20 protein-coding genes are annotated in these 12,685 nt (G+C 56.6%); 4 read left to right on the forward strand and 16 right to left on the reverse strand.

The features are described 5' to 3' along the window. Positions 1-725 precede the first annotated feature (725 nt). The 16 genes from KYK33_RS04745 to KYK33_RS04820 all read right to left on the reverse strand — a co-directional run bounded on the left by KYK33_RS04745 (position 726) and on the right by KYK33_RS04820 (position 9,224). Complete coding sequence (locus tag KYK33_RS04745) at positions 726-1,076, reverse strand: hypothetical protein (RefSeq protein ID WP_224432189.1); 351 nt, start codon at positions 1,074-1,076, stop codon at positions 726-728. After that, positions 1,073-1,558 carry an ead/Ea22-like family protein gene (locus KYK33_RS04750; protein WP_224432190.1) on the reverse strand — a complete coding sequence of 162 codons (486 nt, stop codon included), beginning with the start codon at positions 1,556-1,558 and terminating at the stop codon, positions 1,073-1,075. Before KYK33_RS04750 ends, KYK33_RS04745 begins: the two co-directional genes overlap by 4 nt. A 4-nt stretch (positions 1,559-1,562) precedes the next feature. Continuing rightward, positions 1,563-2,159, reverse strand: a complete 597-nt coding sequence (locus KYK33_RS04755; RefSeq protein WP_224432191.1) for a 3'-5' exonuclease — start codon at positions 2,157-2,159, stop codon at positions 1,563-1,565. Positions 2,160-2,169: 10 nt separating this feature from the next. Beyond that, a complete protein-coding gene (locus KYK33_RS04760) occupies positions 2,170-4,557 on the reverse strand; it encodes a replication endonuclease (protein WP_224432192.1) in 2,388 nt (795 codons plus the stop codon). 229 nt (positions 4,558-4,786) lie between these two features. After that, positions 4,787-5,221 carry a hypothetical protein gene (locus KYK33_RS04765; RefSeq protein WP_224432193.1) on the reverse strand — a complete coding sequence of 145 codons (435 nt, stop codon included), beginning with the start codon at positions 5,219-5,221 and terminating at the stop codon, positions 4,787-4,789. Then, the gene (locus tag KYK33_RS04770; protein ID WP_139744002.1) at positions 5,221-5,427 is read right to left on the reverse strand and encodes a hypothetical protein; all 207 of its coding nucleotides are present in this window, start codon (positions 5,425-5,427) and stop codon (positions 5,221-5,223) included. Before KYK33_RS04770 ends, KYK33_RS04765 begins: the two co-directional genes overlap by 1 nt. Then, positions 5,424-5,960, reverse strand: coding sequence for a class I SAM-dependent methyltransferase (locus KYK33_RS04775; protein WP_224432194.1), 537 nt, complete (start codon positions 5,958-5,960; stop codon positions 5,424-5,426). Before KYK33_RS04775 ends, KYK33_RS04770 begins: the two co-directional genes overlap by 4 nt. Beyond that, entirely contained in the window at positions 5,957-6,247 is a 291-nt protein-coding gene (locus KYK33_RS04780) for a hypothetical protein (protein WP_224432195.1), read from the reverse strand. Before KYK33_RS04780 ends, KYK33_RS04775 begins: the two co-directional genes overlap by 4 nt. After that, positions 6,244-6,420: a hypothetical protein gene (locus KYK33_RS04785; RefSeq protein WP_224432196.1), complete on the reverse strand. Its 177-nt coding sequence runs from the start codon at positions 6,418-6,420 to the stop codon at positions 6,244-6,246. Before KYK33_RS04785 ends, KYK33_RS04780 begins: the two co-directional genes overlap by 4 nt. A 206-nt stretch (positions 6,421-6,626) precedes the next feature. Then, positions 6,627-6,779 (reverse strand): DUF3927 family protein, encoded by a 153-nt coding sequence (locus KYK33_RS04790; RefSeq protein ID WP_224432197.1) that lies wholly within the window; start codon positions 6,777-6,779, stop codon positions 6,627-6,629. Beyond that, entirely contained in the window at positions 6,772-7,206 is a 435-nt protein-coding gene (locus KYK33_RS04795) for a tellurite resistance TerB family protein (RefSeq protein WP_224432198.1), read from the reverse strand. The genes KYK33_RS04790 and KYK33_RS04795 overlap by 8 nt, the downstream gene beginning before the upstream one ends. A 36-nt stretch (positions 7,207-7,242) precedes the next feature. Next, positions 7,243-7,686, reverse strand: a complete 444-nt coding sequence (locus KYK33_RS04800) for a hypothetical protein (RefSeq protein WP_224432199.1) — start codon at positions 7,684-7,686, stop codon at positions 7,243-7,245. A 15-nt stretch (positions 7,687-7,701) separates the two neighbouring features. Then, on the reverse strand, positions 7,702-7,935 hold the full coding sequence (locus KYK33_RS04805; protein WP_224432200.1) for a hypothetical protein: 234 nt from the start codon (positions 7,933-7,935) through the stop codon (positions 7,702-7,704). Next, on the reverse strand, positions 7,932-8,249 hold the full coding sequence (locus KYK33_RS04810; RefSeq protein WP_224432201.1) for an ogr/Delta-like zinc finger family protein: 318 nt from the start codon (positions 8,247-8,249) through the stop codon (positions 7,932-7,934). The genes KYK33_RS04805 and KYK33_RS04810 overlap by 4 nt, the downstream gene beginning before the upstream one ends. A gap of 9 nt (positions 8,250-8,258) precedes the next feature. Beyond that, a complete protein-coding gene (locus KYK33_RS04815) occupies positions 8,259-8,774 on the reverse strand; it encodes a phage regulatory CII family protein (RefSeq protein WP_224432202.1) in 516 nt (171 codons plus the stop codon). Between the two features lie 33 nt (positions 8,775-8,807). Further along, complete coding sequence (locus KYK33_RS04820; RefSeq protein WP_224432203.1) at positions 8,808-9,224, reverse strand: hypothetical protein; 417 nt, start codon at positions 9,222-9,224, stop codon at positions 8,808-8,810. A 153-nt stretch (positions 9,225-9,377) separates the two neighbouring features. On the opposite strand from KYK33_RS04820, the gene KYK33_RS04825 reads away from it, so the two are divergent. The 4 genes from KYK33_RS04825 to KYK33_RS04840 are packed head-to-tail and all read left to right on the forward strand — an operon-like array spanning position 9,378 to position 12,586. Continuing rightward, the gene (locus tag KYK33_RS04825) at positions 9,378-10,130 is read left to right on the forward strand and encodes a S24 family peptidase (protein ID WP_224432204.1); all 753 of its coding nucleotides are present in this window, start codon (positions 9,378-9,380) and stop codon (positions 10,128-10,130) included. Between the two features lie 18 nt (positions 10,131-10,148). Further along, positions 10,149-10,760, forward strand: coding sequence for a BRCT domain-containing protein (locus KYK33_RS04830; protein WP_224432205.1), 612 nt, complete (start codon positions 10,149-10,151; stop codon positions 10,758-10,760). A 41-nt stretch (positions 10,761-10,801) separates the two neighbouring features. Further along, positions 10,802-11,536, forward strand: a complete 735-nt coding sequence (locus tag KYK33_RS04835) for a hypothetical protein (protein WP_224432206.1) — start codon at positions 10,802-10,804, stop codon at positions 11,534-11,536. 3 nt (positions 11,537-11,539) lie between these two features. After that, the gene (locus KYK33_RS04840) at positions 11,540-12,586 is read left to right on the forward strand and encodes a phage integrase (RefSeq protein ID WP_224432207.1); all 1,047 of its coding nucleotides are present in this window, start codon (positions 11,540-11,542) and stop codon (positions 12,584-12,586) included. The last annotated feature ends 99 nt before the right edge of the window (positions 12,587-12,685 follow it).

Raw genomic sequence — 12,685 nt, forward strand, 5'->3', positions numbered from 1 at the left:
AATGATCTCATTATCTTGTAAGTTAGAACACAAATGGGCACTACATATTGTGTCCGAACTGCAGTCACCACGAGGAGTAATCCATGTTTAAGAACAGGGCATTGAATAAATACATCTTGGGCGTACCACAGCCCATAACCTGGCAAACAAAGGGGGTTCCCCATGCCACAACCGAAGCGGCCATCTGGTCGATACTACAAACCAACCCAAAATGAAAAAACCACCTTACCGAAGCTGATAAGGTGGTTTTTAACAAAACTCCACATGACCTTTAGAGAGGTGTTTGTGGGGACATTCATCACGATTTTAGTTACCGTAGTACAGCCTCACTTACCGGATTGTTCCTGGGGTACCAGCCCAGAAGCAATCAAAGTGCAATACTACCAGCTGTAACTTAGGGCCTTCGGGCCCTTTTTTTCACGAAAAATCTCGCGAAAAACTCAACATAAAGTTGACCGTTTTGGTTTCTCAATAATGATCAATTCACTAGGGAAAATCAACCGTAGTTGATGTTTATGTGATGTAGAAAATCACTGCCCTACTAACCAAAACCTACCTTTCAACAGGTAAATCAAGCACTAAACTGCTCTTACTTCCCTCACTTGTAGCGAGCTCAGACTCCTGATAGTTCACATCATCATCCAGCAATTCCACCCGTTGGATGCCTATGTCTGCTTGAATTTTACGATGACTTTACTTCCTGGTCGCGCTTTCTATCGGCTTGTTCATAATGATTTCCGGGCGTAGATGCCACGACGCGCCCGGGTGTCTTTGCCTACCTGGCGATAACCTGGGCCGATGACGCTTACCGTTCGCTTTGGCTTGGTCGGTGGAGTGAGGGTGTCGAGCTCGCCCTGGAAGAAGGGGAACCAGGCATCCTCGAACCGGATGACTCGTTCCATGCGGTCGAGCAACTGATCGCAGATGTGGCGGTCGGCGTCCGGCAGGCCATTCAGTTCGCGGGTGATGGCAGTGCGACCCGCCGATCCCGGCGGGTGCTGCTGGATGATGGGCCAGAGCCGCAGGCAGTGCGGCAGCATGCGCTCGATGTCGGCGCGTGAGAGAAGGTCGGTCATGCTTCCCCCACTGCGCTGTTCTGGCCTTCTATTACGGCAAGGCCGAGCTGCCGCAACTGCTTTTCGCCCAGGCATTCGATTTTCAACCAGTCTGCCAAGAAGACGATTTGTTGCTGTGGGAACACCTGCTTCATCGTGACCCCCAAATCTTTCAGGGTGCCTTCCCTGCTTTTCATCAGCTCCTCATTCACGGTCGCAATGATAAAACCGCCTTGCTGGGGCTCCAGCTTTTGCAGATTCAAGGTATTCATGGCCACGGCGAGCAGCAGACGCTTGATGATGTCTGCCACCACGGCTGGGTTTGCCGCGGCGATAAACTCTGTATCCTGCTGCTTAGCCCCATCAAACAGGATGTTGCCCGGTTTCCCAACCTGAACCCCGAAATACGATTCGGGCTCAAGCATAGGGAACCCCTGGCAGCGCCATGGCCCCGGGGTGGCTTTATCTGCCAGCGCCAGCAGTTCATTCAGATCAGTGTTCACACCCTTATCCCCCAACCATTCCGCAGCCATTCATTGCTGCCTGTATCCGCTGATAGATGGCGCTGACGTAGCGGGCCTGATGCTTGGCATCGTCCAACGCGCGATGGGCCACACCCTCGAATGGCATGTCTTTCTTAGGGTCAAAGCCCAGAAGGTCACGCCCCATATCAACAACGGTGCGCACATCCCGATCCTTAAATCCGTTCCAGTAGCCAATAAAACGCACTTTGTTCACCGCATCATAGGCGCTGGCCATGATGGTGCAGTCAAACCCAGCACCGTTACCCCACACACAGGGGCGCTTGCCTTCTTGCATCAGCCACTCCTGAAACTTTTGCAGTGCCTGGAGAAGCGCCATCCGCTTTTCGCCATCTACGTTATAGGCTATGGCCGCGCGTGCTTCATCACTCTGCCCCAGCCACCACAGCACGGTGTCAGGGTCTATCTCCCCAAACCTTGCGCTATCTCGTAGGTCGATATGCGCCTCGAACTCTGCGCCCAGTTCACCGGTCATCGGGTCAAAGAACACTCCCCCGATGGTGACGATTGCCGCGTTCGGGCCTTTGCCCATGGTTTCCAGATCCAGCATTACGTTTTTCATCTTCATTCCCTCAGTTAACGCCCAGGCGCGCCCGCGCCTTGGCAATCTCCGCCTTATGGCGGTCGTTGTCGGCTTGCATGCTCGCGGCGCGGGCTTGCTCCTGTTCGCTGGGCTGATAGCTGCCCCGGTCTTCTTCGTCGTCCAGCAGGCGGGTAACGATGGCGACCGCCTCTTCGGCCTGGGCCAGCGGCAGGTCGGCCAGCCAGTTGGTGACGCTGCCGCCGGAGTGCATCAGCTCGCGGGCCTGCTGTTTCAGCGCGCTGCTGCTGGCGGCCCGGTTGCGGGCCAGTTCGGCTTCCACCTCGGCGGTCAGCTGATTGGTGACCGCATCGCCAGCACCTGGCCAGTGACGAGTCACAATCAGCCGATCACCCCGCAGTCGCACATACTGGCCGCCGGCATTGATGATGCTGCCGTGTTGCAGCAGGGCCGCGCTGCTTTCATCAAGACCCATACGGCTCAACTCTTTAGCCAGAGTGGATCCTTTAACCCCTGATTTAGATCCTTCCGTACAGTTATTGAAAGAACTCCAAGGGGCGCAGCTGCCGCTGCTCAAGGGCAACTCGCTGCGCTCGCCTACTGCATGCTCGCGCTGCTCGCCCAAACCCGACACCGCAGCCCCCTTGCGCACTATCTGCCAGCCTTCGGTGCGAGTGACGGCCGTGGTGCCAACGTCGGTGATCAGCCCCAGCAGCTTGATCACGTCCTCGCCGTATTTGTTGGCGGCTTCGTCCAGGCGCTTGGAGAGGCGGATCAGATGCTCTTTACGTGGGGCATCTATGCCGCCCATGGCGTTGATGAAGTCGCCCCAGCGGGCGTTTCTGGCTGCGTGGCGGGCTAATTCCAGCACGCAGTCCCATTCAATCACCTCGTCACCCAGGCGGCGCAGCTCGCGCCACACGCTCACGGCAGGGCCGCCGATCTGCTGAAACTGGCGGATGCGCCAGCAGCTGGCCCAAGCGGCCACGGCGATGGTGGTGTGGTCAACGGGGGCCTCGGCCTCGTAGTCCATCCCCACGGCGTGGCCATCGATGTTCTTGGCGATGTACTTGGCGATATAACCGGTGGCGCTGCCCTTGGTCGGGTCGATCACCTTCCAGTTCACCCTTGGGTTAAGCGCTTTTATGGTGTCCTTGTCGGTGATATCGAGCAGATCAAAAACATCCTCTCCTTTGTTGCGCTTGGCTGTTCTTGCCAATTCATCCAGCTGTTCTCCGTTGGGTAATTTCAGCTCTGCTCTATCAACGGCAGTAAAGTGGTATGCCAGCTGGGTGAGCAGAATCCGTTCATGCGCTGGATCGATGAATAAGAGGCAGTGCCAGTGCGGGGTACCATCGTGGTGCGGCTCCACGACCCGAAATCCGAAAGGGCGAATACCCTCTCTGGCCAGTGCTGCACGCACCCGCGCCCACTGTTTGCACAGCAGGCGGTTGGTCACGGTCGGGGTGGCGTTGTTGAAGGCTTCGTTCTGGTAAGTCTTGGACTTGTCTTGTTTGCCCACCCGCCAAGCGTGATAGCTGGATGGGGCGGTCAGGGTCAGGAACAGGCACAGCTTGCCCTGTTCCTGCGCCATGTCCTCAAAGCCCCGCATCCGCACCATCAGCTCATGACGGCGGATCTTGGGGTTGGCCACAGAAGCATTCACGGCAGTCGCCAGATCGATCTCTTGCCCCAGCTCCTCGTTGACGGCGCTCATGCTCTCCATCCATGCCCGCTGGGCCGCCTTGCGCTGGGTGAACTCGCGCACGGCGTGGGCGCTGGCGTAGGGGCTGACCCCCTTGCGCACCTGGCCGGTGAGGATGGCGATCAGCTCGCAATAGACAGCCCAGGCGCGGTTAATCTTGCGTAACCACCACGACTCGTCGAGCAGGCGCACCAGCAGGCTGGCGGCGGCGCCTTCGAATTTCTCTATCTGTGGATCCATGGCTGCTCGCTCACCAGCAATCAGTGGGCGGCACAGCAAACGTTCAGCCTGAGTGCGTGGGTCTTTTGGCAAAGGTGGGCAGAAGTTCCAGGCCCGAGCCTGAGCGCCAAGATCTGCCAGCAGTTGTTCGGCATCCCACTGATGCTCGGTGCCATTGTTGAGTAGTGTCTGGCAGCGACGGGCCCATTCTGCAGCCGCCATTTCCCGGCGAACATCGTTGCGCAGGTCGACCACCGGGATAGGGAAGCGGGCAGCCGCCTTGCTGCAAACGTCCACAATACGACGCAGCCAGATATTGGCTGTTTTGGGGTTGGCCGGGTAACGGTGCAGGTAGGTTTTGGCCAGCGGTTTGGCAACATGCCACTCGACGGACGCCAGCTTTTCGGCAGCACCAGCCATGTTGATGGCGTGGTGACCAGCGCGATAAATCGGGGGGAGCTGAATGCCCTGCAGGTTAGTGACTGGCGTCATCATAGGGTCACCGCCTTGGCTGCAAAGTGGCGGCCAGTCCGACCACATGCCCAGGGCGCCCAACGGCGACGCTCAAGATAGGTGGTTTGGCACAGGGTCAGGCTTTCAGTGGTGATGCCGGTTGAGTGATCGGTGTGTTGGATCACCCAGCGGCGGGTGCATACTGATTCACCGCGGCAGTTTGTTGCTTGGTGCTGACAGTCGGCGCAGGTTTTTGGTTGGTGATTGTCTTTCATTTGCACACCCCGCATTTGCCATTTGTGTATTCCTGCGGTTGCAGGAAGCGGCCGCACTTGTTGCAGGTCGGTACCATGTCCAGGGTTGCCAACCGATCAGACCAGCATTTGGCTTCACAGAACATCAGGTCAGTCCAACCGCTCGTCAGGCGCACAGCGAACACTGGGCCGAAGTCACCGCAGCAACTGCAACGCATGGAAGGGCGAGAAGCCGGGGCCGCCTTTATCACGGTTTCACTGGCAGCGCGGGCCAGTGACCAGCATTCGTTAACGCAGTAGGGATAGGAGCGGCGGCCATAGCGCCCGGCAACGGGCAGGCAAACGGCCATGTTTTTGCAGTGGGTGCAGGTTTCCAATGTGGAGGGGGGGACGACAATCGGGCGCAGCGAGCCCAAAGCCGGGGCAAGCCCGGCTGGTTTTTGGTGGGTCATTAGATGGCGCCTCCGTTGTATGACTGGCGCAGACGGGCGGCAGATTGGCGTTCGCAGCGGCGGGCAGCGCGCACCATGATCAGCATGGTTTTGATATAGCTGTGGGGGCGGCAGGGACGTCGACGGGCATCCAGTAATTCGAGTTGGTATTCCCGGCGGCGCGCTGCGTCGCTCAACATGGCATCAAGCCAGAAGTCGTGGATCATGCTGCATCCTCCGCAATCAAATGGCTCAGGCCGTTCGGCAGATTCACACGATTGCCGTTGTCCCAGATAAACCAGCTGTATTCGCAGGAGTCAGACCCGCCATTCACAAAGCGTGGGCGTGGCACCAGGATCGGGGTCTTGTTCGGAAAGCCGACCTCTGCCCAGAAGGGCACTCGCTTCTTGCTGCCCAAGAAGTTCACCCGTTGCAGGTAAATCAGGGTGCCGCCGGGTGCGAGCTCAGACAGGCTCTTTTTCAGAAACTCCTCAGTCAGTGAGAAAGGTGGGTTGGTGATGATGACGTCAAATTTACGACCGAAGTCCCACGCCAAATAGTCACGGCCTTGGCTGATCTCGGCCCACTCCTTTTGCTCAATAGGCAGCGGCACAGGATCAAAGATGTTCCCCTCGGCGCGGCATGGCTCCATGAAGTGGTCACAAGAGCGGAAGTTAATGCAGCGCATCAGTGCAGCCACAGCGCTGGCTGGGGTAGGGTAGAGCTCGCGCTCGATGGTGTTGCCGGTGGTGCTGCTCATGACTGACCTCCGTTGCAACGGCAGATGCCGAACAGTTCATAGGTCAGTGGACCCGGCGCGCCCTGCATGGTGATGCCGGTGCGATTGACTTGAACCCTGTCACCACCCCGAACCCGGATTGTCACAGTGGCGATACCTTCCTCGACGATGACGCCATCGACCGCTTTGAGCTGGGTAGTTCTGGCGCGCTGGATCACCCGCTTGAAGGTCACCTTGTCCCCACAGCGAAAGGCGGCGGGGTCTGGCAGGCGGTAGCGCCCGCACTGTTCACATTTCATGTTGCTCATGCGGCTACTCCTTCCAATACACAGGCGCGGCCAGAGGACAGGGGCTCGATACGGGCTGCATGGCGTTGGCCTCGGAGCCAGTGGCCGCGCACCTTGATGTAGCCGTGGCGCACCAGGTAGGCGACGGCATCGGCAGGGGATTGGGCGGTGTGCTTGCTGGTGATGGCGATCATTGGGCACCGCCTTGCTGGTCATTGGCGACTTTGCGGATCGCCTGTTCTGCTGTACTATTGTTCATGAGTTAACCCTCAGTTTTGTTTGTGAAACCCCGCGGTGTTCCAGCACCTTTGCGGGGTTTTTTATTGCCTACTTTTGGCATCCCTTAACCGCCACTCGTAGCGGCTAAGGGATGGGGCCGATTCCCTTCGGCCCGTTGTCATCACTTCTTCGGTTTCAGCAGCGGCCACGCAATGGCGATCGCGACCCCTACCAGCAGCCCGTCCGCTGCCATCGACAGAATGCGGGAGCTGAAATCGACCCCCACCGATAGCAGCAGGAAGGCACCGACCAGTAGCCAGCGAGGGTTAGGCATAGTCGGCAATCCGCAGGCCCAGACGATCGGCGACGGTGGTCAGCTCTTTCTGTTCCGCCTCTTCAATCTCGCCATCGGCTTCGGCGATGGTCAGCATGGTGACCAGCACATCTTCCGCTTCCTCGCGGTTGCCCTTCACTTCTTCGATTTCTCGCAGGATCTCGACACGGGCCACGCGGTAACCGGCTTTCAGGCGCTCGGTGAAGCGGTTGACGGTATCGGTCAGCTCATGGCCGAACCCTTCGAGCGCCTTATTGGTGCGCAGCAGGGACTCGATGGTCTTGAGCTCGGCGTCTTCACATTCACCATCAGCGAAGGCAACCAGCAGGCAGCCGCCCACGGTGGCTTCCATCAGGTCTCGGTTTTCGAACTTCTTGATCTCGGCCTTGGCGGCGGATGCTTTCTTGCCAAACAGTTTTCCAAACATGGTTATTCCTCAGTCTTGATAGCCCGAAGGCGTTGGTTATTGGCCGTTTCCGGCCACTTTCTTCAGTGCCGCGATGCGGCTTTCCAATGTGCCGGCCTGCTCGGTGAGCAATGCCCGGCGTTTGTCTTCGTGTTCTGCCTGCTCCCGCTCACTGCGCGATGGCCCCTCACCACGGCGGGTTGAGCGGTGCCACTCGCGCCGGTGCAACACAGACCCGTCAAACTCCCGCAGGGTGGCCAGCAGATCGCCCAGGGCGACGCGGATTGCCTCTTGCTGCTCAAAGTCGAACTGATCCAGCTCCTGCCCGGCGGCGGTGGTTGATACCCCGGCCGCATAACAGATGACTGAGCGGGCCTTGTGTGGCAGGCGTGACCAGCGGCTGGCCGCCCCATTGCGGCCGAACTGGGCGCGCATGTCAGCCAGTGCCACATCGGCGGCGCTGGGTTGCTGAACGAGCTTGAAAACCTGTGCTGTGCTCATGGGTTGGCCCTCCGGTTATGCCTGCAGCAGCTTGGTCAGCCAGTGCGGGCGGGTTTTCTTGCTGGGCTGGCGGCGGGTTTCAAAGCGCAAGGCACCACGGCGGCCCTGGCTGTCTTCCAGATAGCTGCCGTCACAGCGGGTGGTGTTGCGCATCACCGGTTCGTCGCCATGGCTCACGACTGTGGCGCGGGTGAACAACAAGGGCGGCAGCGGGATCAACCCCGGTTGCTCGGCACGTAGCTTGTTCATGCTGACTCCTTGGTCTTGTTGCGCTCTGCCTCTACCGCCGTGAAGGGGTGAATGGTTGAGCGAAGCGGGGCAACATCCTTGAAGTTCACCCCCGGTTCCCAGTGGCGACCGACGCCATTGAGTTTTTGCAGATTGATAGCGGGGTTGGGGGCAGCGCTGGCGACGTAATAACCCGTCACCTCCACCCCGACTTGAAACACAAACCCGCAATCGTCGTTGTTGCAGCGGCAACGCAGGATCCCGGTGAGGGGGCTCATGCGGTTGGTGCTGCGTATGGCACTTCGTGAACCGCAATGCGGGCACGGAAATCTCATAGTCTTCTCCTATGCGCCGAGGGCTACGCGGGCCATGTCGGCGGCACACGCAAGGCTCGGGATGGCGTGAAAACGGTCTTCGACCTCGGTTGCCAGCAGCACGAGGTGCTCGATGCCAGCCCACAAGCCGCCGACGACGGTGTTTCTGTTGGATTTGGTGACACGGTCACCGGCGAGGATGGTGGTCGCCTGGGCGGTGACGCCCATGATCTGAGCGCCAGCGTTGAGCGCCTGCTGGGCGCGAGCCCCTGGGGCGACGGTGGCGGCGGCAGGCAGGCGAACGGCTGTCAGGTGGCAGTCAAACAGCAAGCCATCAAACAAGGTGTCGTCACCGGTGGCACGGTAGATGGCGATCAAGTCTTGGGCCGTCAGATTGTGCCGCTCACATGCCGGGTTGAATTTGTTATGCAGCACATGGCTAGACATGCCGATGTCTTCTGCAAGTTGGCTGATGTTGTGTGCCTGCTTGAACAGGTCGCAGGCCCCGGCAAAGTGATTGTGTGAGTGAGTGCGTTGGTTTGACACTTTATCCCCTTGTGCTCAATCGCTACCTTTAGGTCAAACGGTGGGACGCGAAGCGGCCCGTTTACCAGCTCGCTGCGGCGTAACACGCTGACAAGCGTTCTCGCGAGTGAACTTGAGGTATTGATCTGGAGCTTTGGTCATCTCGCGCCAGCGGTGCAGATTGACCCAGGGCTTATCGGTAGGGCGCAGTTTGGGAACGATGGGAATGCGGCCATCGCTGATCATGTCTTGTGCAGTGCGCAGCGGCAGATCGAACTTGAGCTCGTCGCGCAGCATGGTGAGGAAGGCATCAAGCGGGATGGCAGGCAGCAGGTTCAGTGCCAAGCGTTGCTCGATGGTTTTCAAATGGTGCAGCACCTCACTCATCGAGTTATCCGATGGGTTGGATTCGCTACCAGCAGGACAAGCCAAGGGGCTCAACTGCTGTTTTTTTGTGTCCTGTTGCGTCATACTGCGCCCCTGTGCGTGATTTTCTTACCTGTAATTGGACTTCAACTCGCCGGTCAAAGCTATAGTTTGAAATTCGATCTTGAGTTCGAGAATATACGCCGATGCGATAACGCGCAACCTTAAATTACAGATTTCGATCTGAGGGTCGGTTGTATGGAAATCTTGAACGGCACATCCTTTGATACAAAGGCTTTCGCAGAACGACTTCTTGCTTTAGTTGGAAGGGAGAGCTACAGCTCGTTTGGGAGGCGAGTGGGAGTTAGTGATGCGGTGATTCGTAAGTACCTGACGGGGACAACGATGCCGTCTGTTGGACAGGTTTCTCAAATCTGCGGTCATGATCCTCGGCTGTTTTTGTGGCTCTGCCTCGGCCAGGGCGAGCAACCTGAACAAGTGTCAAAGCTGCCAGAAGTCCCTTCTTATGCTCGCGTTGGGAATGGTGATTCCCCAACTGGGTTTGAAGAGTTCAGTCCCACCGACAGCAGGATGCAGGACTACACCTTGGTTGATTGCTACCAGGTGTTTGCCTCTGCCGGTTTTGGGTCAGTTGTCTCTGATGAGCTCAAGACCGACCCCATGGCGTTTCGAACTGAGTGGCTCAAGAAAGAAGGTCTGTCGCCAGAGCGGTTGGCCGTGATCCGCGCCAAGGGTGACAGCATGGAGCCCACCATCAGCAATAACGACATCATCTTGGTGTACCTGTGCAACGGTGATGCGCTGCGCGATGGCCTCTATGTGCTGCGCATCGGCGATAGCCTGCTGGTGAAGCGGTTGCAGTTTGACCCGTTCGGCGGGCTCAAGATTATTTCTGATAATCCCGGCTATGAAACCCAAGTGGTCACCAAAGACCAACGGGCCGACGTGCATATCGTTGGCCGCGTGGCCTGGGCAGGTAAGAAATTCTGATATTGCAGGAGGCTAACCGTGTTTGATCTGCACTCTTCTGAGTCAATCCGGTATCAGGGCACAGAGGTGCCAGTGTTCAATATTCTCTACTTGAACAATAAAGGCGTGCTCTCTGCCAAGAGGGTTGCGGTTTACCACACCGCCCCGGAGCGCAATCTGGTCTATGGCCACCAGGTTACGGTGGCGGCCGATGCCGAGCCATTGAACAGCGAATACCCGACCTTCGTATCGCTTCGCACTGACCGGGTGATCGATGCGTTCGATACACCCGAAGAGGCGGTTTCCGCCTTTGAGCACGCAGAGGCTCGTTATGCTGACCGGATCCAGCACATCAAGTCAGCCCCTGGCTACCATGGCCCGAAACTCCCACAAGATTACTCATTCAAGGTCTGCTTCACCGGGTTCAGCAAAGCCGATAAAGCCGGGTTAACTGAGCTTGCAGAGTCGGCTGGAATGAAGGTGGTGACGGGGGTATCTGCCTCGCTCGATTTCTTGTGCTGCGGTGACAATGCCGGATGGTCGAAGATGAAAAAGGCCAACGAGCTCGGGGTGCCATTGGTACGCGATGAGCAAATCAGGCTACTTATTGAGACAGGCGAATTGCCTGAGTCTTATAGCGAGACAACGTAATGTTTTTATAAACAAAATAAGCAAAGCATAGGGATAAGCCAATGAAAAAAAGTATCGTTCTTGCCGTTATATTGTCATCAGCTTTAACCGGCTGTTGGCAGTCAGACCCTAAAAGTACAGTTCTTTCTTCTGATATTAGCACTTGGAAGTCAGACTCTTCTTTAGAGGCTGCAGTTAAGAAGCTAAGCGATGAAGATAAAAAGCTTCTTAGTGCATATGCGGTTCGCTCAACAATGGGTCAGGCTTTCGGTGGGGCTGGAATCCCCCAAGGCTCGACAATTGGCTCTGCCATTGAGGCACAAAAAGCATGGGAAGAGGCCCAACGGCAAGCGAAAGCACAGCAAGACGCACTGGCTGCAGAAGTGCAAAAGAAGCAGCTTGAGAGTTTAAAAGAGATGAATGGTGCGCTTACTACATCGCTCCTTAAATTCGCCTATGTTCCCGCTGATACAAATTCACAGCAATACTCAGATTTCTTTGAGGTTCAGATAGCATTCAAAAATAACACTCAAGATAAAATAATTGGCGTACGCGGAGTGGTTGTTTTTAAAGATGTATTTGGCGAGACAATCAAGAGCATAAACTTATCTAACGATGGCGACATACAGGCAGGTGCAACCGTTATTTATAACGGAACCATGGATTACAACCAATTTATGGATGATGACAAAAAGCTCCGTAACACGGATAAAAGTAAACTTATTTTCGAATGGATACCTGATATCTATCTATTTGACGGTGGTAAAAAGCTTGAAATGCCTAAAAAAGTCAGCTGATAGATGACTGTTCGTAAACTCGACGACGGCAAGCCACACATCTGGCTTGCCGAAGTGTATCCCCAAGGCCGAGAAGGCCCCCGCAAGCGCAAGCGCTTTGCCACCAAAGGCGAAGCGCTGGTCTGGGAAAAGTGGCTGCTCGAAGAGCACAACAGCAACCCCTGGTTGGCCACCAATGGCGTGGCAGAGGACAAGCGCAGGCTGTCAGACATCATTGACCTTTGGTATCGGCTCCATGGCCAGGGGCTCACCGCCGGGGCCAAGGTATACCGCAAGCTCGGGTTAATGGTTGAAGCAATGAACAACCCCTACGCGGCCGACTTCTCCAAGAATCACTTCGCCTCGTATCGAGACAAGCGGATAAGTCATGAGATCATTTTCCCGGGACGCTGCAAGCCTAAACCCGCAAGCACCAAAACGGTCAATGATGAACTTCGGCTAATGAATGCGGTGTTCGGTGAACTCATTCGCCTGGAAGAGTGGACTCATGAACACCCGCTCAGAGGGTTACGCTCCTTCAAGGTGCAAGACCCCCAGATGACCTATATGACGGCCAATGAAATCCAGATGCTGCTGGCATCCTGTGAACGGTCCAAGATCCCCGATTTGGTCACTGTGGTAAAGCTGTGTCTTTCAACTGGGGCTCGCTGGTCAGAAATTCAGGGGCTAACCCGGGCACAGGTGACCAAGTATCGCCTGACCTTTACCCGCACCAAGAATAAACGCTCCCGGACTGTGCCTATCTCCTCCGAGATGTATGACCTGATCTCAACCCGGAGCAGAGAGGACGGGAACTTGTTTGCCCCTTGCTATGATGCGTTTGAATACGCTGTGCAAAAGTCAGGAGTAAACCTGCCAGTCGGTCAGTTAAGCCATGTTTTAAGGCATACGTTTGCGAGCCATTTCATGATGAATGGTGGTAATATCCTCGTCCTACAACGGATCCTTGGTCACAGCACGATAGTCATGACCATGAGATACGCACATTTTGCCCCCGACCACCTTGATGACGCTGTCAGACTTAACCCGCTGACCTGCCCACACTCATAGGTAAAAATGGCGACAGAATGGCGGCAGAGATCCGTAAGCCTTGCGTCTGGTTGCGCACTACCGCGCACTAAGTCATTGTTTTAACTACAAGCCGTTGAG

This window comes from Aeromonas rivuli, from assembly GCF_020149575.1.
Taxonomy (GTDB): Bacteria; Pseudomonadota; Gammaproteobacteria; order Enterobacterales; family Aeromonadaceae; genus Aeromonas; species Aeromonas rivuli.

Coding starts and splice junctions, on each gene's coding strand:
- KYK33_RS04775 (WP_224432194.1), bottom strand. CDS start 5,960: ATGAGCAGCACCACCGGCAACACCATCGAGCGCGAGCTCTACCCTACC.
- KYK33_RS04835 (WP_224432206.1), top strand. CDS start 10,802: ATGAAAAAAAGTATCGTTCTTGCCGTTATATTGTCATCAGCTTTAACC.
- KYK33_RS04780 (WP_224432195.1), bottom strand. CDS start 6,247: ATGAGCAACATGAAATGTGAACAGTGCGGGCGCTACCGCCTGCCAGAC.
- KYK33_RS04810 (WP_224432201.1), bottom strand. CDS start 8,249: ATGAGATTTCCGTGCCCGCATTGCGGTTCACGAAGTGCCATACGCAGC.
- KYK33_RS04770 (WP_139744002.1), bottom strand. CDS start 5,427: ATGATCCACGACTTCTGGCTTGATGCCATGTTGAGCGACGCAGCGCGC.
- KYK33_RS04790 (WP_224432197.1), bottom strand. CDS start 6,779: ATGCCTAACCCTCGCTGGCTACTGGTCGGTGCCTTCCTGCTGCTATCG.
- KYK33_RS04760 (WP_224432192.1), bottom strand. CDS start 4,557: ATGATGACGCCAGTCACTAACCTGCAGGGCATTCAGCTCCCCCCGATT.
- KYK33_RS04805 (WP_224432200.1), bottom strand. CDS start 7,935: ATGAACAAGCTACGTGCCGAGCAACCGGGGTTGATCCCGCTGCCGCCC.
- KYK33_RS04795 (WP_224432198.1), bottom strand. CDS start 7,206: ATGTTTGGAAAACTGTTTGGCAAGAAAGCATCCGCCGCCAAGGCCGAG.
- KYK33_RS04785 (WP_224432196.1), bottom strand. CDS start 6,420: ATGATCGCCATCACCAGCAAGCACACCGCCCAATCCCCTGCCGATGCC.
- KYK33_RS04765 (WP_224432193.1), bottom strand. CDS start 5,221: ATGACCCACCAAAAACCAGCCGGGCTTGCCCCGGCTTTGGGCTCGCTG.
- KYK33_RS04820 (WP_224432203.1), bottom strand. CDS start 9,224: ATGACGCAACAGGACACAAAAAAACAGCAGTTGAGCCCCTTGGCTTGT.
- KYK33_RS04800 (WP_224432199.1), bottom strand. CDS start 7,686: ATGAGCACAGCACAGGTTTTCAAGCTCGTTCAGCAACCCAGCGCCGCC.
- KYK33_RS04745 (WP_224432189.1), bottom strand. CDS start 1,076: ATGACCGACCTTCTCTCACGCGCCGACATCGAGCGCATGCTGCCGCAC.
- KYK33_RS04825 (WP_224432204.1), top strand. CDS start 9,378: ATGGAAATCTTGAACGGCACATCCTTTGATACAAAGGCTTTCGCAGAA.
- KYK33_RS04755 (WP_224432191.1), bottom strand. CDS start 2,159: ATGAAAAACGTAATGCTGGATCTGGAAACCATGGGCAAAGGCCCGAAC.
- KYK33_RS04840 (WP_224432207.1), top strand. CDS start 11,540: ATGACTGTTCGTAAACTCGACGACGGCAAGCCACACATCTGGCTTGCC.